The following is a 22,223-nucleotide window of genomic DNA, read 5'->3' on the forward strand; positions in this document are numbered from 1 at the left end:
GTCGCAATCCACACCAAAGCCGGAAGGCCCTCACCTGTTCAAGATCCCTCAGCCGAGATCTGCCTCACCCGTCCACAACCTCCCGGGACAGAACAACTAGGGCGCGTATCGAGTCGTGATCAATCTGCGGGATTTGCCTTCGCGGCGGGGCCCGATCCGTAGATCGTTTTGTGTGACGCGAGTGCAACTGACAGATATGGAATGGGAGTTCATCGGCCCATACCTGCCGATCGGCGAGTACGGGCCGTACCCCGAGCGGCTGCGGCAGCAGTTCGAGGGTGTGATCTGGCGGTTCAAGACAGGCGGGCAGTGGCGGGAGATGCCGAAGGAGTTCGGTGCCTGGTCGACCGTTTCCAACCGCTTCCGGCGGTGGCGTGACGCAGGTGTGTTCGAGGCTCTGATGGAAGGGCTGATCGCGGAGGCTGCGAGGCGGGGCGAGGTGGACCTGTCCCTGGTCAGCATCGACTCCACCACCGCGCGGGCCCACCACGACGCCGTCGGGATGCACCTGGACCAGGACGTCATCACCGCGCTGGAGGAGGCTGCCGCCGAGAAAGAGAAGGCCGGGTCAAAGGGGGCGGCCGCGAAGAACAAAGCGGGCAGGATGCCGAAGCCGATCCCGAGCGGGGCGAGCGACGACGCATTCGGCGTCGGCAAAAGCTCCGGCTGAAGGCCGCCCTCCTCGGACGTTCCAGGGGCGGGCAGACCAGCAAGGTCCACCTCGCCGCCGACCGCAAGTGCCGCCCGCTGGCGTTCGTCCTGACCGCTGGACAAGCCGCTGACAGTCCGCAGTTCATCCCAGTGTTGGGAAGGATCCGTGTCCGCGGTCCTGTCGGCCGTTCCCGCACCCGGCCGGACGCGGTCGCCGGGGACAAGGCCTACTCGTCCCGCAGCAACCGGGCCCACCTGCGTAAACGCCACATCAAGGCAGTCATCCCGGAGAAGTCGGACCAGGCCGCCAACCGGAAGAAGAGGGGCTCCAGGGGCGGCCGACCCGTCAACCACGACGCCGACCTCTACAAGACGCCGACCTCTACAAGGAGAGGAACACGGTCGAGCGCCTGATCAACAAGCTCAAGTCCTGGCGGGGCATCGCCACCCGATACGACAAGACCCCGGACAGCTACCTCGCCGGACTGCACCTGCGCGCCTCGATGATCTGGATCAAAGACCTCACCCGAGGCACCCCTTGATCACAGCCCTGTCGCGCCCTAAGGGCGGACGTAAGGCCGAGTCATAACCTCCATGTTGTGACCGTCCGGGTCGTCGAAGTAGGCGCCGCGACCACCGAATAGACGGTTGATCTGGCCGGGTTCGGTGTGGCTGGGGTCGGCGTAGTAGGTGACCCCGACCACCTCCAGACGGGCGATAACGGCGTCGAACTGCTCGTCAGGGACGAGGAAGGCGTAGTGCTGCGACTGGATCGGCTCGTCCTTCTTCTCGTAGTAGTCGAGCGTCACGCCGTTGCCAAGGTCGACGGGCAGGAACGGCCCAAACGGGGCGCCGACCTTCAAGCCCAGGACCGCGGCGAGGAACTCGGCAGACAGGTGCCGGGCGCTTGCGTAGATGGCAGTGTGGTTCAGCTGGACGCCGGCCGTCGGCAGCGCGGATTCATGCGGGTACTGCTGGTCATAGGACAAAGTGGTGTGTCTCCGGTCTTGAGATCCACTGGAATGGGGCGCCGTATACGGGCGCCGGGAGCTAAGACGCGGAGAAGTGGGCGGGCCTCTGGCCCGCCTCGTGCTCACGTCGAGGCCGGGAACCTCACTCGTGCGTGGCCCATGGCCGACCCGGCAGTCACCCGACCGACCTTAGTGACCATCACAGGCGGGGGCAACATCGTTTCTTGGGCGTGCCCAGCCGCAGATCGAGCCGCCGTTGCGTCAAAGCGGGTCGTCACGGCTCCGCTGATCACGACGATACGCGCCCTAGTTCAGGGCTAGTTGCTGCGGGAGCAGGTTGTTGACACCGTAGACGACGGATCACGATGTCCCGAGCAACGTCGCGACGGCTGCCCGAGCATGGCGGGCCGGGGCCAGGTCGCCACTGATGCCGGCCGTCACGATGGCTCCTTCGGCGAGGAGGAAGACCGGTTCGGCCACCGGCACCCCGGTGGCGTGGACCCACAGTGCGATCTGGTCGTGGAACGCCCGCTTGTGCGACCGGACTTCGGACAGCACCGCTTCGGACGACGAGCCGAGTTCGCCGTGGACGTTGACCCAGGCACACCCGCGGAAACCCGGCTGTGCGAACCATTCGGCAAGCCAGTCGAAGATCGCGAGGACGCGCTCGCGAGGATCCGGGACCTGTTCCACGTAGGCGGCCAGGTCGCCTCGCCACCGTTGGTCGCGACGTTTGAGCATCGCCACGACGAGGCCCTCCTTCGCCGCGAAGAATCGGTAGATCCGCTTCAGCGGCAGACCGGATGCCGCACGCACCTCATCCATTCCGACCGCTTGGATGCCTCGCTCGTAGAAGAGCCTCTCCGCCGCGTCAAGCAGTGCTTCACGGTCGAGGCGGTTCCGTTCTTCGGTGATCGGGGCCGGCATCGGGTCTCCTTGACGTTGAGAACGATCGTTCCCTACCTTAGCCTCGCTAAAAGAGAACGTACGTTCCCGATACGAGGAGGCCCCGGTGCCGGAAGACCGCCCACCCCATCCCCCGTTCACGCGGGAGACCGCCCTGCGGAAGGTCCAGGCCGCGGAGGATGCTTGGAACACCCGCGATCCCCAGCGCGTGGCGCTGGCCTACACGGCTGACTCGACATGGCGGAACCGGGACACGTTCGTCAGGGGACGCGAGGAAATCGTCGCCTTCCTGACACAGAAGTGGGAGCGCGAACTGGGCTACGCGCTACGCAAGAGCCTCTGGGCGTTCCACGAGGACCGGATCGCCGTCCGTTTCCAGTACGAGTGGCACGACACGGAAGGCCAGTGGTGGCGCAGTTACGGCAATGAACAGTGGGAGTTCGATGAGCGCGGCCTGATGCGGCGCCGCGAGGCGAGCATCAACGACGTCGCCATCTCCGAAACCGAGAGGCGCATTCGCGGTCCTCGGCCCGGGGACGAGTACGGGCTCGACATCCCGCTCCTGTAGCCCGCCCCAAACCATCCCAAGCCGGTGAGCGCAGGCAGCACGTTCGCCTGAACCCAACCGACGCTCATTCAGCCAGCAGATCGGGGCCCTGCTCGCCACCACCATGTGACCTGGCCGAGGGCCACACCCCGCGGCCCGCGGCCCGCGGCCCAGCACTGACTCCCTCTTCCCTCCTCCGCAGGCACGGGCACACATTGCGGCAGAGGTCACCGGCGTGATGGTCACCGGCGGCCGCCCCGTAGGACTGATGCTCGCCAGTGAGTCACGTCTTCTTCCTGGCGGCGGTCGGCGCTCAGCTCGTCCCCGGCCTGGGCGAGGACGGTCCGGTCGTCGGCGTTCTCGCCGCTGCCCAGGCTTCTGCTGATGACCCGGGCGTGCACGTCGCGGGCGGCCCACTCCATACCCTGGAGGATCCAGGAGTCGTAGCCGTACCCCTCGTCAGACAGGACCATGCCCCCGTGCAGGTCGACGCCGGGTGCGACGCCCTTCTCCTTGCCGTCGGAGGCGGCGCCGCTGCCCGCGATGGTGGAGGCGACGTGCGTGCCGTGGCCGTTGCGGTCGGTGACCTCCTCGCCGGGGACGAAACTGTCGCTGTCCTTGACCGCGTCCTTGAGGTCGGGGTGATCGGGGTCGTAGCCGGTGTCCAGGACGGCCACGTCGACGCCTTCGCCGGTGTGGCCGCCCTCCCAGACCTCGGGCGCGCCGATCTGGGCGACCGCGTCGCTGAGGGTTGCCTCGGCGCGGCCGTCGAGCCACACCTTGGCAACGCCGCCTCGAAGGCCGCGCCTGCATCGTCCGGAATCTTCCCGGCGTCCTGCCGCGTTCCGGTGAGTTCGCTCCACCGGGCGCCGGTGTTGTCGCGGTCCGCGGCGAGGGCCACTCCGTTGACGCTGGTGAGCGGTCGTACGCCGGCGATGGTGCCCGGCATGGCGACGGCGCGCTTGCGCGGCGTGGACGCGGACGCCTCCTTGCCGCCGTAGGTGACGATGAGGGGCAGGCTCTTGAGCGACGCGTCGTCGTAGCCGTCGGCCATCAGCCGTGTGATGTCGAAGAGCTGGTCGTCCAGCGCGCCGGACGCCAGGTAGGGCGGGCGGCGTCGGGATAGACGTGGGTGTCGCCGCCCACGGTCAGTACGCGGGCGCCGGTCGGCTCGCCGTCGGGACCCTGCACGGTGAGGGTGCCGGGGCCGCCGTCGGGGGCGGGGGTGACGGTGACCGTGTCGCCGGTGACCAAGGTGACGACGGAACCGGCGACGTCGTTGGGGGCGCGGGTGGCCGGCCGACTCGTTGGACTGGAGGGTGTCTGCGGAGATCGAAGAAGGTATGCGATCCGGGAGCCGGCACCGCCACCAGGCCCGGAGTGGGCCGGATCAGCGGGTGGAGCACAGGCAGCGCGCGCCTCGTAGTTGGGCCGCGCGGCTCTCCGAGGCCGGCGAGAAGGGCCGGGCGCCTGGGTCCACACGCGCGCTCGCTTGAAGTATTCCGATACAGGCATATGATGGCTGCCATGGCACGAGCAGCGACGACGTCGGACGCGTTCAACGCGATCGCCGAGCCGCAGCGCCGGGACATACTGGCGCTGCTGCGGGCGGGTGAGTGGCCGGTGACCGACCTGGCCGAAGAGCTGGGGATGAGCCAGCCGCGGGCCTCCAAGCACCTGCGGGTGCTCCGGGAGGTGGGGCTGGTGCGGGTGCGCGGGGTGGGCAAGCAGCGCCTCTACGGCCTTGACGCCCACGGGCTGCGGCCCGTTCACGAGTGGGTCGGCGGATTCGAGCGGTTCTGGAACGAGAGCTTCGACCGCCTGGACACCTATGTGCAGGACCTCAAGCAGACACAACAGGAGGACTGACCGATGGCGGAAGCACGGCGCGAAACAGAGGCGGAAGCGGTGACGGACGACCGGGAGATCGCGATCTCCCGCGTCATCGACGCTCCGCGGGAGCTGGTGTTCGAGGCGTTCACCGAGGTCCGGCACCTCTCGCGGTGGTGGGGTCCGGAGGGGTTCACCACCACCACGCGGTCCTTCGAGTTCCGCGAGGGCGGGGAGTGGGACTTCGTGCTGCACGGGCCGGACGGGACCGACTACTCCGAGTGGATCCGCTGGCGGCGGATCGCCCCGCCGGAACTGATCGAGCTGCTGCACGGTGAGTCCCGCGACGACCCCAACTCCTTCGAGTCGGTCCTGACGTTCGCGCCGCACGGCGAGGCGACCCGGATCGCGATGCGCACGGTGTTCCCCACCAAGGAACTGCGCGACGAGGCGGTCGAGAAGTACCACGCGATCGAGGGCGGCCGGCAGACCCTGGACAACCTGGCGGCCTACGTCACCGACCTCGCACGGAAGGCGGCTGACGGCTGACGGCTGACGGCTGACGGCTGACGGCTGACGGCGAGAAGGTGGTCTTCCGCGTGACGACGACGTCGCGCGAGAGACGTTCGAGCGCCCACCCTCGAACCATGCCACCGCCCCACGGGCGAGAGTCCTCACCGGCCCCCAAAAGAGGCCGAGTTGACGACTCAGCGTGGACCCGAGGCCGTCAGGGAACGGCAGACGGCGCGCACCCGGTCCAGTGCGGCCGTGCCGTCCGGTGAGGTGAACCATCGGGTGTGCTCGCTGAAGTAGGCACGGGCCGCCGCGGTGTTCTCCCGGGAGCGGGTGACACCGTGGAAGTAGTCCATCTCCGAGAGCGCGTACTCCGCGTTGACCAGCGGCAGCAGGGCCGGCAGCGCGGCGGCCTCGGCCGGCTCGAGCGGACGCACCCGCGCGTAGCCCTCCAACAAGCCCTCCAGGTGCCCCAGTTGGACAGGCACCCGGCCGCTCGGCAGTTCAAGCCAGCCGAACATGTTGCGTTCCAGAGCAACTGCCAGGTCATGGACGGCCGTTGTGCGGTCGGACAGCCCGAAGTCGAGGACCGTCGCGACCGCCGCCCGCGTACCGCCCGCGGTGTCCCACAGCAGGTTGGAGGCGTGCCAGTCGTTGTGGGTCCACAGCGGTTCCAGTTCCGGCAGCAGGGGCGCCAGCTCCGCATGCAGCGGCAGATGCAGTCGCTCCAGGTTCAGGTCGACCGGGAACAGTTCCAACGCCTCCGCCAGGTACGGGCGTTGGGCCGTGTACGCGTGCAGCGCCGCCACCGGATCGGCCGCCCCGAAGACCCCGAACGACGACACCAGCGGCTGCGGGCGACGCGGCGGCGCCGTGTGCCCGGCCGCCGCCATGTGCAGCCGGGCCAGGGCGGCGCCCGCCTCGTAGGCGTGCGCCCGCGAGGCGAACGGCGTCCACGACAGGGCGTCCTGGTACAGGTCGGAGCCAGCACCCAGGGTGTGCACCTCGTACGTCCACTCGCCGCGCGCCTCGGCGCCGAGCACCTCCACGACCGGGGCGCCCCGGGACCGCAGATGGCGCAGGAAGGCGTGTTCCTCGGCGAGCCCGTCGAGGGTCCGTACGCTCACATGGTGCCGCTTGAGGAAGACGCGGCGTCCGTCGTGCTCGACGACGGCCGCCGCGGAGAGCGGCCGGGGGCTGTGCCAGCGCAGCCGGGCCGGGCCGCCGAGGACAGCCGCCGCCTCCTCGGCTGTCAGGGGGGCCCAGTCGGGTTCGACACGCTCGTAGCCCAGTCCGTGGGTGGCCGGCTGTGCGCCCGGGGTGTCGAGGTGGTGGTTCGTCGTCATCGTGTCGTGCCTCCGTGTCCGCCGAGCGCGGTCAGCACCTGCGCCTCGACGGCGGCGGCCGTGACCGGATCGAGCCGTCCACCGCCACCGCTGCCGCCGCCACTGCCGCTGCTGCCCGCCGGGTCGTCGGGCGACGGCCGGGGCACCTCGATGCGCGCCGTCACGGTCGCCGGCCGCGGCGACAGCACGTGCACGGTGTCGGCGAGCAGGACCGCCTCCCGGATGTCGTGGGTGACCAGGACGACGGTCCAGCGGTAGCGCTTCCACATGTCCGCGAGCCAGTGCTGCATGTCGGAACGGGTCAGCGAGTCCAGTGCCCCGAACGGCTCGTCCAAAAGGAGCAGCGGACGTTCCAGCACCACCGTGCGCAGCAGCGCGGCGCGTTGCCGCATGCCGCCGCTGAGCTGTGCCGGATAGCTGTTCTGGAAGCCGTCCAGGCCGAACGCCTCGAAGAGGGCGGCGGCCCGGTCGCGGGCCTCCGCCCGCCTGACCCCCTGGGCCTCAAGTCCCAGCGCCGTGTTGGCGAGCACCGTGCGCCAGGGGAAGAGCAGGTCCTTCTGCGGCATGTAGGCGACCCGGCCCGACCGGGTGCGCGGCGGCTCCCCATCGACCAGGACCGTACCGCCGTTGGGCCGTTCCAGCCCGGAGACCAGGTTGAACAGTGTGCTCTTGCCGCTGCCGCTGGGCCCGATCACGGCCGCGAACTCGCCAGGCGCCACGGACAGTTGCAGGCCCCGCAGCACCTTCAGGTCGCCGTAGGACTTGTGCACGTCCCGTACGAGCAGACGCGTGTCCGGGCCCGAACCGCCGTGCGCGGTGGGGGTGTTCATGCGTGGTCCTCCCGGTGTGTGGCCCGCTCCCAGGGCAGCACCAGCCGCTGGAGCAGATAGGTCGCACCGAACAGGGCGATGCTCAGGGCGGCGGTCACCGCGACCGCCGCGAAGACGAGGTCGGTACGGAAGGCGCTCTTCTGCGCCTGCATGTAGATGCCGAGACCGCTCTCGGCACCGGCGTACTCGGCGAACACCGCGCCCACCACGGCGTAGGTGATGCTGACCCGCAGGCCCGCGAAGAAGTACGGCATCGCGCTCGGCACCCGGACCATGCGGAAGGTCCGCAGCCGGCCCGCGCCCAGTGAGCACAGCAGCCGCATGGCCTCCGGGTCGGCGGAGGCGAATCCGGCCGCGAGGTTCGCGGTGAGCGGGAAGAACGTGGCCAGCGTGACCACCAGCATCTTCGGGAACAGTCCGAAGCCGAACCAGATGATGAGCAGGGGCGCGACGGCCACGATCGGGATCGTCTGCGAGGCGACCAGCAGTGGGTAGAGGGCGCGCCGCGCGGTGGCCGAGAAGTCCAGCACCACCGCCACCAGCCAGGCCGCCACGAACGACATGCCGAAGCCGGCGGCGGTCTCCTGGAGCGTCGGCACCGTGTTGTCCCACAGGTCCTGCCGGTTCTCCCACCCCTGCACGAGCACTCGCCACGGCCCGGGCAGTGTCGTCGGATCGACCCGCGCGGCGCTGGTGTACGTCTGCCACACCACCAGCAGGACGGCGACCACCAGGACCGGCGGCAGCACGAGAGCCGCGCCGCGCCGCAGCCCGCCGCCGCGCCGCCCACCGCTCTGGGCGGGAGTGCCGTCCTCCGGGCGGGCCGCCTGTCCGGTGGTGGCGGGCGCGGTGGCGTCGGCCGTTTCCGTCGCTGGGCCGGTCACGACTGCTCCGGCAGGTAGGCGTCGGTGAAGTACGTCGACGTGTCTGGCTTCGCGGTGAGCTTCTTGCCGTTGGCGTCACTCAGCAGGCCCGACGTGTACTCGAAGTCGGCGAACGCCTGCCAGCGCTCGGCCGACTGGGTTCCGACAGAGCCGTCGGCGGCCCGATAGTAGGAGTCGGCGAGCATCTGCTCGCTCTGCTTGACGAGTCGGGTGTTGGTCAGCACGCTCTTGTTCGCGGCGATCAGCAGGTCCGCGGCCTTCGCGGGGTGGTCGGCGGCGTAGACGTATCCGCGCTGTACCGCGGCGAGGAACTTCTTCGCGGTGGCGCTGTTCCCCTTCAGGTACTGGTCCGAGGAGGCGATCAGCGTGGAGTAGATGGCGGGGAAGCCGTAGTCGGAGAGCTGGAAGTTCTTCAGCGGCTTGCCGGTGAGCTTCGCCTCCAGCCCTTCCCAGGTCGGCATCGGCATCGCGAAGTCCGCCTTGCCGGCGTAAAGGGCCGCGTACGCCGATGTGTTGAGCGTGATGCTCTTGAAGTCCCCCTTGCCGCCCGCGTTCTTGATGACGGACTGGAGCAGCGGCTTCTCGTAGGGCGCGCCGAAGCCGGCGTACGTCTTGCCGTCCAGGTCCTTCGGAGAGGCGATGTCGTCGCGCTTCGCCGAGACCGCGATCGTGACGTCCGTCTTCTGGGTCACCGCGTAGACGGAGGTGATGTCCTGGCCGGCCGCGCGGGCGCTGGTGACGCCCTCCTGGTAGGAGATCCCGAAGTCGGCCTTGTGGTTGGCGATCAGGGTCTCGGGCGCGGTCGAGCCGTAGGGCACGATCTTCAGGTTGATCCCGGCCTTCTTGAACCAGCCGAGCCGCTGGGCGACGTAGATGCCGGTGTGATTGGTGTTGGGCGTCCAGTCCAGGGCGAGGGTGACCGTGGTCAGCCCCTTGGCGTCGGCGTCCGCCGAACCCGCTGCCGAGGAGCAGCCGGCCACGACGAGCAGGGTGCCGGCGGTGGCGAGAGCGGCGGTGAGACGGGAGGCGCGGCGCGGGGCACGCGGGCGGAACGGATTCACGCAGGGGGCTCGTTTCGTGTGACGGACGGGGGGCCGGAGCGGGCCGGCGGGAAAGGGGGCACTCCGGGGACGGCTGCCGTACGGGCGGGGCGGAGCCGGGTTACGGAGTTTCGGCGGGGACACGGAAGGGCGTCCCGCGGGCGGCCCGTCGCGCCATGTGCCGCGGCCGGTCCGGTGGTCATGCGGCGCTCCCGCCCGCCGACCGCGCGAGCGGTCCCGCGTCGGCGAGTGCGGCCGACGAAGCCGGCAGCAGCTCCGTGGTGTACGCCTCGCGCCAGCCGTCGGCCCCGGGCAGTATCCCGTACTGGGTCAGCCACTGGGCGTAGGGCCCCATCCGGTCCTCCGCGATACGGCCCCAGGCGCCTCGCGGGTCCGTCCACGTCGGGGCCACCAGGTCCAGCGACCGGGCGATCAGCGGACGTGTGAAGTAGGGGATCACCCGCTCCAACAGGTCCAGGGTGTAGGTCCGTTCGGTGCGCGCGGTGCGGAATCCGCGCTCGGTGGCGGCCAGGAACCGGCGCACCGCCTCAGGGTCCGCGTGCAGGGTCTCCTCGTGCGCGCCCAGCAGGTAGCTGTGGTAGCGCGGGGCGCCTATCTCGTCCACCGGCCAGGTGACGCGGCGCTCCTCAGGGAGGTCGCCGCGGAGGGCGTCCCAGGACCAGTAGACGCCGAACGTCGCGTCCGCCTCCCCCGACTCCAGGTCGTCGACGGTCAGTTCGCGGTAGCCGGCGTCCACGGTGACCACGGCGTCCGGGTCACCGCCGTCCGCGGCCACCAGGTGGCGCACCATGGCCCGGCCGCGGGGTGTCGGGTTGTACGCCAGCCGTCGGCCCGCCAGGTCGCGCGGTCGCTCGATGCCACGGCCGGTGACCGTCTGTATGGCTTCCAGCGCACGGTGGTTGACGGCGGCAATGCCGACCAGTGGCTGTCCCGCCGCCCGCCGGACCAGCAACCGGTTGGGCGGGAACATCCCGAAGTCGGCCTGCCGGCGCGCCAGATACTCCAGCGTGTCGCCCCGGCCCGGGTCCTGGACGCTCAACTCGACGTCCAGACCGGCCTCTTGGTACCAGCCCCGGTCACGGGCCACGAAGAAGCCCGCCGAGTTGGGCCAGGGGTGGAAGTAGTCGAGCATGACGCGGATGTGGGACACGACGGCTCCGGATCGCAGGGGCGGGGCGGGGACGGTTGAGGCGGTCAGCGGTGGTGGTGGCGGGGTGGTCGTCCGGCGGTCGGCCGCGCCCGCCGTGGGCGTGCGCCGGACGCCGCCGCCGATGCCCGCGGGTGCCGGTTCGCGCGTGGACGATCAAGCATCGAGACCGGGCATCCAAGGCCAGCCTCAACGGAGCTTCACTGGGCGGGGGTTGGCATGGTGGAGGCCGGGGGCGGCCCCCGCCGGTCAGCGCGGGGCGGGGTGGTACGTCCGGTCCGGAGGCGGGGCGGACGTCAGCCGGCGGTACAGCGGGCGCTCGAGCAGCGGCCGAGGTCGACATGGCGGCGCAGGGTGAGCCGGCGGTCGGGGTCGGCGGCGGTGGCGCCGGGAAGCGACGGTCCGCTGCGGAGTTCCGTGGGCACCCGTGGCTCCTTTCCGGTCTGCCTGGCGGGGGCGATCTGTACGCATCCGTCCGATCAGCTGTGCCGATCGGATGCTGTTATAACGCTGGTTTTCGGGACAGGGCCCGAGATGGTGGCGGTGATCCTAACAGTCGTTCGATGACGGTCACCCGGTCGTCCACAGGCGCGGACGGCGGGCCGGAATCAGGGCACGGCCCCCTCGTCATCGCCCACCAGGGCGTTGATGCGCTGCTCCAGGCTCCGCCGCAGATGGGCGCGTGTCGCCTCACGAGCCCGGTCGGGCGCGTGGTCGTGCAACGCGCCGAGAATGAGAGCGTGCTCCTCCTGGAGCGGATCGACTCCGCCGAAGGGCGAGGGCGGTCCGCTGTCGTAGATGCGCAGCCGCGCGGTCAGATTGACCAGCAGGTCGGTGATGGTGGCATTGTGCGCGGCCTGCCACAGCAGCTCATGGAAGCGGAAGCTGGCGGTCCGCGCCCGCGCGCCCTCGTCCCCGGCCGCCAGGATCACCTCATGCTGGTGCCGCAGCCGCGCCAGGTCCAGCTCGGTGGCCCGCAGTGCGGCCGAGGCCGCGGCCTCCGACTCCAGCGCGATGCGCGCCTCGTAGATCTCCACCACGTCCTCGGCGGTGCCCGAGCGCACCCGGAAGCCCCGGGGCGCGCGCTCCAGCAGGCCGTCGTGCTCCAGCAGTCCCAGTGCCTCGCGCATCGGCGTGCGCGAGACCCCGTAGGAACTGCTCAGCGCGGTCTCCAGCAACGGCGAGCCCGGCGGAAAGCGGCCGTCCATGACGTCCCGCCGCACCCGCCAGTACAGCTCCGAGCCGTAGGGGGCCTGCTCGGCGCCGGGCACTGTCGGCTCAAGGTCCGGGGCGGAGGCGGTACCTCTGGGCATGGTGTGGTCCTCGGTCGGGGCCGTGTCGTGGCGGCCCGGGAGAGCGGGTGGACGGAAGCGCGAACTCCGTCCGGCACACCCTAGCGTATACGTCCAGAAGCCGAATGACAGAATGCGTATACCTACGTATACGCTGTTGCCGGATCCCCGACGACTCCTTGGAGGGCGTTCGCATGAGACCCGGCGTTTCCGGCGCACCCGGCACGACCCGCGAGGAGGTGCTGATCGACGTCCCCGGACTGCGTTCCCTGCTCGTCAACGCCCACCGCACCGCCGAACTGTCCCCCGCCGGGCTGCTGCTGCTCGACGCGACCGTCGCGCTGGCGGCACCGGCACACGACGGCGACTACCGTGCCGCGTCCGGCGTCGCGGGCTGGGCGGAGGCCCACATACCCGGCTCCCGGCACGTGGACCTCCTCACCCGCTTCACCGACCCGTCGGCGCCCTACCACTTCGCGCATCCCGCACGGGCGGCGGTACGGCGGGAACTGGCCGCACTCGGTGCCGGCCCTCGGACCCGAGTGGTCCTGTACGACCAGGGCTCCCTCCAGTGGGCCGCCCGGCTGTGGTGGACCCTGCGAGACGCCGGCGTCGAGGCCCGCGTCCTGGACGGCGGCCTGCCCGCCTGGACAGCAGCCGGACACCCGGCGGACACGGGCGCCGACCCGCACGCCGAGAACCACCCGCACGACAGGCACGGCCCGGACGACAAGAACGGCCCGCACGACACGAGCGGCCCGGACGAAGAGATGCGCCTGCCGGCAGAGAACGGCCCGTACGGCTCCCAACTCGCCCTGGACGCCGACCCCTTCCCCCGGGCCGCCGCCCAGGACGCCGTGCGCCCGTCACTGTGGGCCGACAAGGACCAGGTGCGGGCGATCAGCGAAGGCACCGCACCCGGCACCCTGGTGTGCGCGCTGAGCACCGAACACTTCGAGGGCACCACCCCCACCCGCTACTCCCGTCGGGGCCGCATCCCCGCCAGCATCAGCCTCCCCGCCCAGCCCGCCCTGACTCCGGACGGCCGGCTGCGCACTGTCCCCGAACTCGTGCGCTACGCCGAGCAGTTGCCGGGCGGCCGGACCAACCCGGTGGTCCTCTACTGCGGCGGCGGCATCTCCGCCTCGCTCGGCGCCCTCGCCCTCACCCTGGCCGGTGTGCAGCAACTCTCCGTCTACGACGGCTCGTTGGAGGAGTGGACCGCGGACCCGGCCCGGCCGGTCCTCACCGGGGCGCCCTGACGGGACGTACGGTGGACGGTCCTGTTGGCGCGTACTTCGATCCAGCCACAAAGAACACGGGAAGTCGCGCACCGTGCCGCTCGCCCCGTTCAGGGCGGGGCGCCGGAGCGGCCAGACCGGTTTCGACGAGGCCTGCCGCCCACTGCGGTTCCACCGTTCACGACGCCCCGGACTTCGCCCTCGCCGGGCCCTGCTGTCCCCGGTGGTGGCAGGGCCCGCCGCGCCCCCGGCTCCCCACGGGGGGCTTTACAACTGCGTTGGGGCAGTACCGCGCGGGGCGTCAGCCGACTTTGCGCTGTTCGCGGATCTCGTGGACCGTGGCGTTGATGGTGCCGTCCTGCTGTTCGTAGTGGGAGAGGGCGAGGCCGAGGCCGAAGAACGTGGGGGCCCATTCGCCGACGAAAAGCCCCCACCGGTCGGCGCGGTCCAGGCCTACGCCGGGCTCGACTTTGAGTGAGGTGGCCCAGGCGGCGACGCTGAGTCCGATGGATGCCAGGCCGGCCAGGTAGGCGTGTTCGCTGCGGACGCCCATGTCGTGCATGCTTTTGATGATCATGGCGTGCTCCGTACTCCGTTTGACGGATGGCGTTTCCTTGCACGGAGTTCCCAGACCGCCATGACCTATTCAGGGTTTTTGCCTGATATGTCGGCGGGCTCGAAGAAGACGGCGCGCAGGCGTGGTGCCCTGGCCGTGGAAGTACCGCTGATGCCTCGCGAACCAGTGCGCGGCTGTTGGTCACGCGTGACGCGTCGGCCAGGGCAGTTGCTGGCACAGTGGGGGGCATGTGCGGTCGTTATGTCTCCACCCGCAGTCCTGAGGACCTGGTCTCTCTCTTCCGGGTCACCGACTGGCGCCCCGGCGAGACGCTCGCCCCGAACTGGAACGTCGCCCCGACCGACAACGTGTGGGCAATCCTTGAGCGCACCCGACGCGCGGCGGACGAGTCCGCGCGGGCGGAGCGCGAACTGCGGTCACTGCGCTGGGGTCTGGTGCCGTCCTGGGCGAAGGAGGTGAAGGTCGGCGCACGGATGATCAACGCGCGGGTGGAAACGGTGCACGAGAAGCCCGCCTTCCGCCGCGCATTCGCCCGGCACCGCTGCCTGCTGCCCGCCGACGGCTTCTACGAGTGGCAGCAGGCCGAGGACCCCGTCACGGGCAGGACCCGCAAACAGCCGTACTTCATCCACCCCGAGGACGACGAGGTGATGGCGCTCGCCGGGCTGTACGAGTACTGGCGCGATCCAGCCGTGAAGGGCGACGACGATCCGGGCGCCTGGCTGATGACCTGCACCATCATCACCACCGAGGCCACCGACGCGGCCGGCCGCGTTCACCCCCGCATGCCGCTCGCCCTCACCGAGGACGACTACGACGCCTGGCTCGATCCGAAGCACCAGGAGGCCGACGAACTGCGCGCACTGCTCATCCAGCCGGCGAACGGGCACCTGCACGCCCGCCCTGTCTCCACGGCAGTCAACAGCGTCCGCAACAACGGCCCTCACCTCCTCGACGCCGGCACCCCATAGCCGCCGGCACCTCCACGGCGCCACGGTCGCGGGCAGACCCGCCTTCGGCGCGTACTCTCCCCGGCAATGAAGCGCACTCGTCCGCCGGCGACGTCTGAAGTCGCTGCGGCCGTTGCCGAACCGCCGAGTGCCGAGACCGTGGTCCCCGCCCTCGGTGGCCGCACGGCCGGAGCCGGGGTGGATGGCCGCCCGCACGGAACACCCCTGCCCGATGGTCAACGGCCGTCAGGTTTCACGGCCCTCGCGCCAGGCGGTCCGGCGGGCACGGTCCGTGTCGCGCAGGTGCGTGGCGAGCGCGACGAGCTCCTTCCTTGCCTCGTCGGGATCGCGGCCTTCGAGGAGGAACTCGGCGTAGGAAGTGAGGTTCCAGCTGACGAGCACGCCGTGCCGGGCGAAGTACACGGCCAGGGTGCGGATGCGGAAGGTGTCCTCGGTGTCGAGCCAGGCACCGGCCAGCATCTTCCACAGGCGGCGACGGCCCCGGGTGTGGGTGTCGTCGGCCTTGACCAGTGACACCACTTCCAGCAGCGTCGCGCCGTCCGGGCCGCTGAGCAGGAAGGCGTTGTCGTCCCAGTGGTCGAAGATCACCGGGTGGGTGATGCCCAACGGCGTGCCGGCCGGTGGATCGCCGGCCAGGCGGCGCATCCGGGACAGGGCGCCCGAGGTGCTCAGCCGGTGCGTCAGGGCCAGCGGGTCGGCGACCGCCTCGTCGTCCGCGGAGCGGTGCAGTTCCGCCACGTTCGGTACGTCGTCGCGGAAGATCCGGAACAGCGGGTGCTCGATGCTGTCGTTGCGGTAGGCGTACTGGAACGATCCGAGGATCCAGCACAACCGGGCAAGGCCCTTTTCCGGCCCCGGCCCGCCGAGCCGGCCCAGTGAGCTGTGTGCGGCGAAGTAGGCCCGTATCCGCTCGAACAGCTCGTCCAGTGTTTGCTCGTCGGGGTGGCCGGGACGTGAGACGCGGCGGTGGCCGCGCTCCGCCGAGGTGAACGCCATGCCGACCGTCGCTCCCGCGTCCCGCGCGGTCTGGAGGTCGATCCAGCCGTCCGGCGTCGGGCGCAGGTCCAGCGCCCGCGCACGCGAGTGCTCCGGCAGCAGGGCGTGGGTCGGATACCGTGCCGCCTGTACGTCGGCCCAGGACCGCGAGACGAGCCCCGCTCTGGCCAGGCCCAGCAGCGCGGAGTAGGGCGGGGCGGGCTGGATCAGGGCACCCAGCCGCAAGCCGAGCGCGCGGTCGGCCTGGCTCCAGTGGTGCCTGTCGACCGGACCTTCGGGCCGGAGGATCTCGTGCTCGCGCAGGTGCGCCGTGAGGCGCTGCGCGGCCTCTTCCGAGCCGGTCAGCCGCGACTGACACCAGTCGCCCAACTCACCGTGATACAAGTGCGAGATGACCGACACACGGTGATGCTACGGTCACCGCCCGGCGCCTGGGGCACCCTTTCACAACTGTCCAATAGCTCAGCCTGCTGCTCGTCCAGCGGGGCGGAGTCGACAGCCACCCCCGCCTCGTCCCGGCGGAGCCGTCCCGTCAGCGCGAACCCAGCGGCTCCTCCCGGATCTCCCCCAACGCCTCCTCGAACAGCCCTCGGGCCCGGGTGAACCAGTCCGCGAGCACCGCGATCTCCTCGGCCTCGTAGTCGGCGAAGAGGGCGGTCAGGCGTTGGTACACGGGGCCGTACACCGCCAGGATGCGTGCCCGCGCCGCTTCGTCCATCACCACGACCACGCGTCGGCGGTCGGCCGGGTCCGGGGTGCGACGGATGTAAGCGGCCTTCTCCAACCGGTTCAGTACGCCCGTCACCGCCCCCGTGGTCAGCCTCGCCCGTTCCGCGAGGTCACCGGCGACCAGGGACTCGCCGGCCGTGGACGCCTCGATGAGGAAGCCCAGACAGGTGAGGTCGGTGACGTTCACGCCCAGGCGGCGCGCGATGTCCTGCTGGCCGAACTGCGTCGTCGCGATCATCCGGTCCATGGCGTGCAGTGCCTGATCGCTCGTCGCGGCCGGGCGCGCCTTGCGGTGCCCCACGAATTCCCCTTAGCATCTAAGTTACTTAGCTCGCGAGATATTCTACCTCTGGCGTGCGCTCAGGCCGTTCACCCTGGCCGCATCCGCCCCGTCCCCCAAGGAGCCCCATCATGTTCATCCACGGAGACGACCCGTACGACCTGGGACACACGGTCGCCGGCTGGACGGGGATGGCCGTGGCGACGCTGGGCAGTGGACTGTGCGGCCTGGGCCTGATCATGGTCTCGGGGCCGCTCCTCTACGTCGGCGTCGGCGTTCTCGCCCTCGCGCTTCTGGTCACGTGGTCGCTGCACCTGGGGGGCTGGGGCAAAGCGAGCGGGCCGCGTCCGGCCGAGCAGTGGGACTGGCGCGTCCGTGACACGGGTGCGAAGGCCGGGCACTCCGATTGCCTGGCGTGCCGCCTGGCGGGGCGGCACAACGCGCGGCGTGCGTACCCGGCGGCTGGGTTGGAGCCTGCCAGGACCACCGCGTCGCGGCTCACCACGTCCCCGCCGTCCGACTGACCGCCGACCTGGGCGCAGCGGGCGAAGCCCCAACTACCGGCGGATCGACAGGTATTGGCGGATCCGCCGTAGCGCAGACGCGTCTGTTCGCCGTCCTTCAGTCGAGGCGTTCGACAGCGGAGCCAGTCGTTCAGGCTCCCGGCTTACGGCTTCCTTGTCAGTGCGCCTGGTCGCTCTCCGGCCCGACGCCTTTGATGCTGGTCGGCGTTCCGTCCGGGGCGAACGAGTGGTGGAAGGTGAAGGCGTGCGGCGTGGAGCCGTGGTCGTGGAGGTGTTCCAGCCTGGACACCCCGTCGTGCCAGGTGGGTATCACGCCGTCGGAGACCCACCAGCACACGTAAGCCGGGTGTCCTGTCCTCTCGAACCAGTCGTGACGCTTGTTCAGTGCCTCACGGTGCAGACCGGTGTAGATGGCGTCGACGGCGGGGCGCAGGTCGGTCCAGAGTGAGAGGGTCGCGGCCAGGGCGGTGGTTTCCACCGTACGGCCCTTGCCGTACCAGGTCGGTACGGCGAACTCCCCCCATGCACCCCAGTCCAGGTCGAAGAGTGTGCTCCGGTCGCCGTCTGCCGCTTCAGCACGGGCGAGGTACCCGGGGTGCCGGCTGATCTTCCGGTAGACGGCCTCGCCCCTGTCGTGGAATTCGCGCGTGAGAGGTGCGGGATCGGCGAGAGGTGACTTCAGGACGCCGAAGGTGTACAGCGCGAGATGGGGCATGTGTCTCTCCCTGGTTGAGGTGCCTGGTGTGGACCCGGTTCGGCGGCTCACGCATGGGGGCGAGCTTTCGCGGGGCATGGCTGACTCGTCCCGCCGCGGGTGACTCAGCTGAAGGGAATTCCTGGGCGGCCGTGGGCAATTGCCGAAGACCAGGTGAAGGTAGCTGCCTCTGCGGGCCATGTCGAAGTTGCAGTTTCCTCGTCCGAATGGCCTCTTGCACCGCTGCACCGGTCATTGCGGGGCTGGGGTAGTGACGGGCGGGGCAGGCCGCGAGGTACCAGTGATCCACTTCGGTCGATCGGTTCGCCCGCCATACCGCCCGCCCCCTCTCCTCCTGTCCCTCTGTCCCCCAGTCCGACAGCCCCGAGTACCGCGGCCCCAACGCCGTCACCTCACCAACCCACCTTGCGCCTCTGGGCTGTTGGATCCAGGACCGGCCTTCGGAGACGGGTCGTGGTCCCGGACATAGACGGTGATGCGCGCCCCGTTGACATGGGTTGTTCCGTACTCGCGGAAGTGGCGCCGCAGGGTGCTTGCCTTCGCTTCCTCCCGCGGGTTGGCCGACGAATGCGCACCCGCCGGGTCGCGGACCGCGACGATCCGGTCGAACTCCAGCATGCGTGCCGCGATGTCCCGGGCGGGAAGCTCGACACCTGCGAGTGTGTTGGACGAGACGGGGTCCTGTGCCAGGGCGAGATCTGTCAGTGCACGGGTGTCCTCGGGGTTGGCCGCGGTCCAGATCCGGCGCTGGCCGGACAGATAGAGCAGCCCGTCGCCGGGACGGCCTTCCTTGCGTACGGTGGCACCGATGGCGGTTGCATCATTGCTCCGGCTCTGGGGCGTCCGCAGCGAAACGCTCGGCTGCACGAGCGCGGCCAGTACGGCAACCGCCGCGATCCACGCGTTGCGGGAAGACCGCTGCCGCCGGTGGAAGTGATCCATCCAGGCGCCCAGCAGCAAGGCGACTCCGATATTGCTGTAGACCACATACCGGTCGACGAAAAGGGGCTTGACCAGGGAGGCGATCAGCAGCAGAAGGCCCGGAAGCACGAGAATCGGCACAGCCAGTACGGGAAGCCGCACGGGCCCCTTCACGCCCAGGGGCGCTCGGGCACACGCCACGCCCACGACCGCCAGGACCAGGAAATATCGAAGCCGCACCGGTCCGCCGATCCAGGACACCTGCCCCGCCTGTCCCGCACTGCGGATCGCGAGCGGCAACAGCCCGGCCACGACTCCCGCGGCAGCCACACTCCACGCCCTCAGCACCGGTCGTGGAGCACGGGAGACGACCAGTGTGACGCCGTGTGCGACGAGGGCGAGGACCGCGAACTCGTGGAGCAGACAGGCCAGCAGCATGGTGGTGCCGTAGACCGCCCACCGCCACCGGGCGCGATGCGGGACGCCTGCCACGAGCGCGTAGGTGGCCCAGGTGACCAGGGCACAGACCATGGCGTACGAGCGGCCTTCCTGCGCGTACTTCTGCACCTGGGGAAGGACCGGAAACACCAGCCCGGCCAGCAGCCCGGCACGGGGGCCCGCCAGGCGTAGCCCCAGAAGCCCAACTCCGCTCGCTGCCACGGACATTGCCAGCACGGACGGCAGCCGCAAGGTCAGCAGCCCCGCCCCGAAGCAGCCGAAGATCTCATGCATCACGGCGTAGTAGAGGGCATGGACCAGATCAACATGCTGGGCGGTGAGCCATATCCGCGAAAGGTCGCGGTGCGCGAGCTCATAGGTGACGGACTCGTCCCCCCACATGGTGTTCTTCCGGCGGATACCCCAGAACCCCAGAGCGATGGTCAGCGCCAAGGGCGCGATGACGACAACGGCCTTGGCCGGGCGTGGTGGTTGTCGACGGACGGGTGCGAGCGGGGAAACCGTCCTGACCACGGCGGGGGCACGTTCATCGAGGGACATCGGCGACAGGGCCTTTCAGCAGGGGCGAGGACACTCCGCCAGCGTGCTCGGACCTCGTTGACCGGGTGCTGACCCAACCTGACCGGCCGATCAGGAAGGCGGGCCGGCGCTGTGCGAGGCTGCACCACATGCGCATCCTGGTGGTCGAAGACGAGGTGGACCTTGCCCACACCCTGCACACCGGTCTGACCGCCGAGGGCTACAGCGTCGACCTCGCCCATGACGGGCGGCAGGGACTGTGGATGGCCCGGACCGGCGAATACGCCCTGGTCGTACTGGACTTGATGCTGCCCGGACTCAACGGCTACAAGGTCTGCGCCCAGCTGCGCCGGGAGGGCAACGCGACCCCCATCCTGGTACTCACCGCCAAGGACGGGGAGTGGGACCAGGCAGAGGCCCTGGACACGGGGGCGGATGACTACCTGGCCAAACCCTTCTCCTACATGGTGCTCGTCGCACGGCTGCGGGCCCTGGTGAGACGAGCCGCCACGGTCGCGCCGCCCGTCCTCGCCGTAGGCGATCTCTCGTTGGATGTCGCCGGCCGGATCTGCCGCCGGGCCGGGGTCCGGGTGGAACTCACACCACGGGAGTTCTCCGTGCTGGAGCTGCTGGCCCGCAGGGCGGGCCAGGCGGTGTCCAAAGCGGATCTGCTCTATCACGCGTGGCCCGACGAAGCTTGGGATCCCAACCTGGTGGAGGCGCGCGTCAGTGCCCTCCGCAAGAAGGTGGACGCCGCGTTCCACCGGCAGTCCCTGCAGACCGTACGAGGTACCGGCTACCGGCTGGTGGACGACCGTGAACGCGACTGAGCCGCGACGCCGCTGGTGGCCGCGTTCGGTACGAGCCGGCGCGGCCCTGGCCGCCGCCTCGACCGCCGCCGTCATCCTGCTCGGCATCGGCTGGTGGGTGCACCACGACGTCCACCGCCAGAGCACGCAGATCACCGAAGAACAAGCGCAGCTGCAACTCCGGTCTCTCTGCGCACAGTTGAGACAGGGGGTCATCCCCGTCCCCACAAGCGCCGTGCCGTACGAGGTCGTCGCGACCGGCCGACGCACCGCTGTCGCTTCCGGCGGGGCCCTGAGCCGCGCCTACTCCGACACCCACCACGTGATGCCCGCCCCGCCGACCACCGGGGTCGCCGGGCTGGTACCGCCCACTACCGTCCGCATACCTGTGAACCGCCACTACAACCCCAGGGACAAGTTCGATATGGCCGGCGGGACCCAGCGGGTCATGACCGCCGATATCCGGCCCGAGGAACTCAGCAGCGACAAGGCCGCCGCTCTGGGCGTCGCCGCCGACGCCGAGCTGCGGGTCTATGTGGTGGTGCTGCCGTACACGGCCGAGGCGAACACCGAGATCACCGACCGTGTGCTGCTGCGGGCCGGGCTCGTCGGCCTCGTACTGATCGCCGCCGTCGCCTACTTCGCCGTCCGAAGGGCGCTGCGGCCGGTCGAAGCCATCCGCGTCCTCACCGCCTCGGTCACCGCGAGCGACCCCCGCGAACGCGTCACCGTCCCCGCCACCGGACACGAGATCAGCGCCCTGGCCACCACCATCAACAGCACCCTCCAGCGCCTCGACGACGCCGCCGCCCAGCAACGCCGCTTCGTCGCGGACGCCGCCCACGAACTACGCAGCCCCCTCACCGCGCTGCTGGCCAGCCTGGAAGTCGCGCTCGCCTACCCGGAACGCACCGACTGGCCCGCCGCGGCCACCACAACCGCACGACAGACGCGCCGCCTGCACGCCCTCGCCGAGGACCTGCTGCTCCTCGCCCGCCTCGACACCCGCTCCCCCACAGCCGACCCCGACACCGTCGACCTGACAGCCCTCGCCTTGCGGCTGACCGAGCAATACCGGCTCACCGAACGGCAGTCGACCCTCATCTGCGACAGCAGCGCCCCCGCACACGCACACGGAAACCCCGCCGACTACGAACGGCTGCTGCGCAACCTCCTCGACAACGCCGCCCGCCACGCCGCACACCACATCCAGGTCACCATCCGCGACGAGGACGCCTGGGTCGTCCTCACGGTGCACGACGACGGACCGGGCGTGCCCATCGAGGACGCCGAGCGCATCTTCGAACGCTTCGTCCGGCTCGACGACGCCCGCTCCCGCGACCACGGCGGCACCGGCCTGGGCCTCGCCATCGCCCGCGACCTGGCCCACCGCCACCGAGGCACCCTCACCCTCACCCCCCGGCCCCAGGGAGCTTGCTTCCAGTTACGCCTCCCCCTAGCCCCCACCACGACCGAGGAATGACGCGCTTTACCGCGGCAGCCC

Annotated in this window: 24 protein-coding genes and 1 pseudogene; 9 read left to right on the forward strand and 16 right to left on the reverse strand. The window is 70.3% G+C overall.

Annotation, left to right across the window (positions count from 1 at the left end; all coding sequences use genetic code 11):
* Positions 1 to 172 precede the first annotated feature (172 nt).
* Positions 173 to 1,193, forward strand: a pseudogene (locus ABZT12_RS22575) (IS5 family transposase).
* A gap of 18 nt (positions 1,194 to 1,211) precedes the next feature.
* Here ABZT12_RS22575 and ABZT12_RS22580 read toward each other — a convergent pair.
* Positions 1,212 to 1,640 (reverse strand): VOC family protein, encoded by a 429-nt coding sequence (locus ABZT12_RS22580; protein ID WP_356387374.1) that lies wholly within the window; start codon positions 1,638 to 1,640, stop codon positions 1,212 to 1,214.
* Positions 1,641 to 1,982: 342 nt separating this feature from the next.
* Positions 1,983 to 2,549: a TetR/AcrR family transcriptional regulator gene (locus ABZT12_RS22585; RefSeq protein ID WP_356387376.1), complete on the reverse strand. Its 567-nt coding sequence runs from the start codon at positions 2,547 to 2,549 to the stop codon at positions 1,983 to 1,985.
* 85 nt (positions 2,550 to 2,634) lie between these two features.
* On the opposite strand from ABZT12_RS22585, the gene ABZT12_RS22590 reads away from it, so the two are divergent.
* Entirely contained in the window at positions 2,635 to 3,096 is a 462-nt protein-coding gene (locus ABZT12_RS22590) for a nuclear transport factor 2 family protein (protein WP_356387378.1), read from the forward strand.
* 221 nt (positions 3,097 to 3,317) lie between these two features.
* Here ABZT12_RS22590 and ABZT12_RS22595 read toward each other — a convergent pair whose 3' ends face one another.
* The gene (locus ABZT12_RS22595; RefSeq protein ID WP_356387380.1) at positions 3,318 to 3,854 is read right to left on the reverse strand and encodes a S8 family serine peptidase; all 537 of its coding nucleotides are present in this window, start codon (positions 3,852 to 3,854) and stop codon (positions 3,318 to 3,320) included.
* Positions 3,855 to 4,128: 274 nt separating this feature from the next.
* A complete protein-coding gene (locus ABZT12_RS22600) occupies positions 4,129 to 4,329 on the reverse strand; it encodes a hypothetical protein (protein ID WP_356387383.1) in 201 nt (66 codons plus the stop codon).
* 273 nt (positions 4,330 to 4,602) lie between these two features.
* Between ABZT12_RS22600 and ABZT12_RS22605 the strand changes: the two genes are divergently transcribed.
* On the forward strand, positions 4,603 to 4,944 hold the full coding sequence (locus ABZT12_RS22605) for a metalloregulator ArsR/SmtB family transcription factor (protein WP_356387386.1): 342 nt from the start codon (positions 4,603 to 4,605) through the stop codon (positions 4,942 to 4,944).
* 3 nt (positions 4,945 to 4,947) lie between these two features.
* Positions 4,948 to 5,454 carry an SRPBCC family protein gene (locus tag ABZT12_RS22610; protein WP_356387389.1) on the forward strand — a complete coding sequence of 169 codons (507 nt, stop codon included), beginning with the start codon at positions 4,948 to 4,950 and terminating at the stop codon, positions 5,452 to 5,454.
* A 158-nt stretch (positions 5,455 to 5,612) separates the two neighbouring features.
* Here ABZT12_RS22610 and ABZT12_RS22615 read toward each other — a convergent pair whose 3' ends face one another.
* The 7 genes from ABZT12_RS22615 to ABZT12_RS22645 form a co-directional block, all read right to left on the reverse strand.
* Positions 5,613 to 6,764, reverse strand: a complete 1,152-nt coding sequence (locus ABZT12_RS22615) for an aminoglycoside phosphotransferase family protein (RefSeq protein ID WP_356387391.1) — start codon at positions 6,762 to 6,764, stop codon at positions 5,613 to 5,615.
* Positions 6,761 to 7,594, reverse strand: a complete 834-nt coding sequence (locus ABZT12_RS22620) for an ABC transporter ATP-binding protein (protein ID WP_356387394.1) — start codon at positions 7,592 to 7,594, stop codon at positions 6,761 to 6,763. Before ABZT12_RS22620 ends, ABZT12_RS22615 begins: the two co-directional genes overlap by 4 nt.
* Positions 7,591 to 8,478, reverse strand: a complete 888-nt coding sequence (locus ABZT12_RS22625) for an ABC transporter permease (RefSeq protein ID WP_356387397.1) — start codon at positions 8,476 to 8,478, stop codon at positions 7,591 to 7,593. Before ABZT12_RS22625 ends, ABZT12_RS22620 begins: the two co-directional genes overlap by 4 nt.
* Positions 8,475 to 9,539: an ABC transporter substrate-binding protein gene (locus tag ABZT12_RS22630; protein ID WP_356387400.1), complete on the reverse strand. Its 1,065-nt coding sequence runs from the start codon at positions 9,537 to 9,539 to the stop codon at positions 8,475 to 8,477. Before ABZT12_RS22630 ends, ABZT12_RS22625 begins: the two co-directional genes overlap by 4 nt.
* Positions 9,540 to 9,717: 178 nt before the next feature.
* Positions 9,718 to 10,689, reverse strand: a complete 972-nt coding sequence (locus tag ABZT12_RS22635; protein ID WP_356387403.1) for an ABC transporter substrate-binding protein — start codon at positions 10,687 to 10,689, stop codon at positions 9,718 to 9,720.
* Between the two features lie 293 nt (positions 10,690 to 10,982).
* Positions 10,983 to 11,111: a hypothetical protein gene (locus ABZT12_RS22640; protein ID WP_356387406.1), complete on the reverse strand. Its 129-nt coding sequence runs from the start codon at positions 11,109 to 11,111 to the stop codon at positions 10,983 to 10,985.
* A gap of 183 nt (positions 11,112 to 11,294) precedes the next feature.
* The gene (locus ABZT12_RS22645; RefSeq protein ID WP_356387409.1) at positions 11,295 to 11,999 is read right to left on the reverse strand and encodes a GntR family transcriptional regulator; all 705 of its coding nucleotides are present in this window, start codon (positions 11,997 to 11,999) and stop codon (positions 11,295 to 11,297) included.
* A gap of 173 nt (positions 12,000 to 12,172) precedes the next feature.
* Between ABZT12_RS22645 and ABZT12_RS22650 the strand changes: the two genes are divergently transcribed.
* On the forward strand, positions 12,173 to 13,240 hold the full coding sequence (locus ABZT12_RS22650) for a rhodanese-like domain-containing protein (protein WP_356387412.1): 1,068 nt from the start codon (positions 12,173 to 12,175) through the stop codon (positions 13,238 to 13,240).
* Between the two features lie 280 nt (positions 13,241 to 13,520).
* Here ABZT12_RS22650 and ABZT12_RS22655 read toward each other — a convergent pair whose 3' ends face one another.
* A complete protein-coding gene (locus ABZT12_RS22655; protein ID WP_356387415.1) occupies positions 13,521 to 13,796 on the reverse strand; it encodes a hypothetical protein in 276 nt (91 codons plus the stop codon).
* 227 nt (positions 13,797 to 14,023) lie between these two features.
* Between ABZT12_RS22655 and ABZT12_RS22660 the strand changes: the two genes are divergently transcribed.
* Entirely contained in the window at positions 14,024 to 14,767 is a 744-nt protein-coding gene (locus ABZT12_RS22660; protein ID WP_356387418.1) for an SOS response-associated peptidase, read from the forward strand.
* A gap of 225 nt (positions 14,768 to 14,992) precedes the next feature.
* Here ABZT12_RS22660 and ABZT12_RS22665 read toward each other — a convergent pair whose 3' ends face one another.
* Entirely contained in the window at positions 14,993 to 16,165 is a 1,173-nt protein-coding gene (locus tag ABZT12_RS22665; protein WP_356387421.1) for a hypothetical protein, read from the reverse strand.
* A 130-nt stretch (positions 16,166 to 16,295) separates the two neighbouring features.
* On the reverse strand, positions 16,296 to 16,739 hold the full coding sequence (locus ABZT12_RS22670) for a MarR family transcriptional regulator (RefSeq protein ID WP_356387753.1): 444 nt from the start codon (positions 16,737 to 16,739) through the stop codon (positions 16,296 to 16,298).
* Positions 16,740 to 16,903: 164 nt separating this feature from the next.
* Between ABZT12_RS22670 and ABZT12_RS22675 the strand changes: the two genes are divergently transcribed.
* Complete coding sequence (locus ABZT12_RS22675) at positions 16,904 to 17,296, forward strand: HGxxPAAW family protein (protein WP_356387424.1); 393 nt, start codon at positions 16,904 to 16,906, stop codon at positions 17,294 to 17,296.
* 157 nt (positions 17,297 to 17,453) lie between these two features.
* Here the strand turns inward: ABZT12_RS22675 and ABZT12_RS22680 are convergent, their stop codons facing one another.
* Positions 17,454 to 18,011 (reverse strand): DUF3291 domain-containing protein, encoded by a 558-nt coding sequence (locus tag ABZT12_RS22680; RefSeq protein ID WP_356387427.1) that lies wholly within the window; start codon positions 18,009 to 18,011, stop codon positions 17,454 to 17,456.
* Between the two features lie 387 nt (positions 18,012 to 18,398).
* On the reverse strand, positions 18,399 to 19,931 hold the full coding sequence (locus tag ABZT12_RS22685; protein ID WP_356387430.1) for a glycosyltransferase family 39 protein: 1,533 nt from the start codon (positions 19,929 to 19,931) through the stop codon (positions 18,399 to 18,401).
* A 128-nt stretch (positions 19,932 to 20,059) separates the two neighbouring features.
* Here ABZT12_RS22685 and ABZT12_RS22690 point away from each other — a divergent pair, with 128 nt between their 5' ends.
* Both ABZT12_RS22690 and ABZT12_RS22695 read left to right on the forward strand, forming a co-directional pair.
* Positions 20,060 to 20,740: a response regulator transcription factor gene (locus ABZT12_RS22690; protein WP_356387433.1), complete on the forward strand. Its 681-nt coding sequence runs from the start codon at positions 20,060 to 20,062 to the stop codon at positions 20,738 to 20,740.
* Positions 20,727 to 22,202, forward strand: a complete 1,476-nt coding sequence (locus ABZT12_RS22695; protein WP_356387436.1) for a HAMP domain-containing sensor histidine kinase — start codon at positions 20,727 to 20,729, stop codon at positions 22,200 to 22,202. Before ABZT12_RS22690 ends, ABZT12_RS22695 begins: the two co-directional genes overlap by 14 nt.
* Positions 22,203 to 22,223 lie beyond the last annotated feature (21 nt).

Source organism: Streptomyces sp. NPDC005423 (assembly GCF_040606415.1).
Taxonomy (GTDB): domain Bacteria; phylum Actinomycetota; class Actinomycetes; order Streptomycetales; family Streptomycetaceae; genus Streptomyces.

What these genes read in the sequence shown, in the direction of transcription:
- ABZT12_RS22585 (WP_356387376.1), bottom strand. Translation starts at nt 2,549, where the DNA reads ATGCCGGCCCCGATCACCGAAGAACGGAACCGCCTCGACCGTGAAGCA.
- ABZT12_RS22605 (WP_356387386.1), top strand. Translation starts at nt 4,603, where the DNA reads ATGGCACGAGCAGCGACGACGTCGGACGCGTTCAACGCGATCGCCGAG.
- ABZT12_RS22610 (WP_356387389.1), top strand. Translation starts at nt 4,948, where the DNA reads ATGGCGGAAGCACGGCGCGAAACAGAGGCGGAAGCGGTGACGGACGAC.
- ABZT12_RS22615 (WP_356387391.1), bottom strand. Translation starts at nt 6,764, where the DNA reads ATGACGACGAACCACCACCTCGACACCCCGGGCGCACAGCCGGCCACC.
- ABZT12_RS22620 (WP_356387394.1), bottom strand. Translation starts at nt 7,594, where the DNA reads ATGAACACCCCCACCGCGCACGGCGGTTCGGGCCCGGACACGCGTCTG.
- ABZT12_RS22645 (WP_356387409.1), bottom strand. Translation starts at nt 11,999, where the DNA reads ATGCCCAGAGGTACCGCCTCCGCCCCGGACCTTGAGCCGACAGTGCCC.
- ABZT12_RS22650 (WP_356387412.1), top strand. Translation starts at nt 12,173, where the DNA reads ATGAGACCCGGCGTTTCCGGCGCACCCGGCACGACCCGCGAGGAGGTG.
- ABZT12_RS22655 (WP_356387415.1), bottom strand. Translation starts at nt 13,796, where the DNA reads ATGATCATCAAAAGCATGCACGACATGGGCGTCCGCAGCGAACACGCC.
- ABZT12_RS22660 (WP_356387418.1), top strand. Translation starts at nt 14,024, where the DNA reads ATGTGCGGTCGTTATGTCTCCACCCGCAGTCCTGAGGACCTGGTCTCT.
- ABZT12_RS22670 (WP_356387753.1), bottom strand. Translation starts at nt 16,739, where the DNA reads ATGGACCGGATGATCGCGACGACGCAGTTCGGCCAGCAGGACATCGCG.
- ABZT12_RS22675 (WP_356387424.1), top strand. Translation starts at nt 16,904, where the DNA reads ATGTTCATCCACGGAGACGACCCGTACGACCTGGGACACACGGTCGCC.
- ABZT12_RS22680 (WP_356387427.1), bottom strand. Translation starts at nt 18,011, where the DNA reads ATGCCCCATCTCGCGCTGTACACCTTCGGCGTCCTGAAGTCACCTCTC.
- ABZT12_RS22685 (WP_356387430.1), bottom strand. Translation starts at nt 19,931, where the DNA reads ATGTCCCTCGATGAACGTGCCCCCGCCGTGGTCAGGACGGTTTCCCCG.
- ABZT12_RS22690 (WP_356387433.1), top strand. Translation starts at nt 20,060, where the DNA reads ATGCGCATCCTGGTGGTCGAAGACGAGGTGGACCTTGCCCACACCCTG.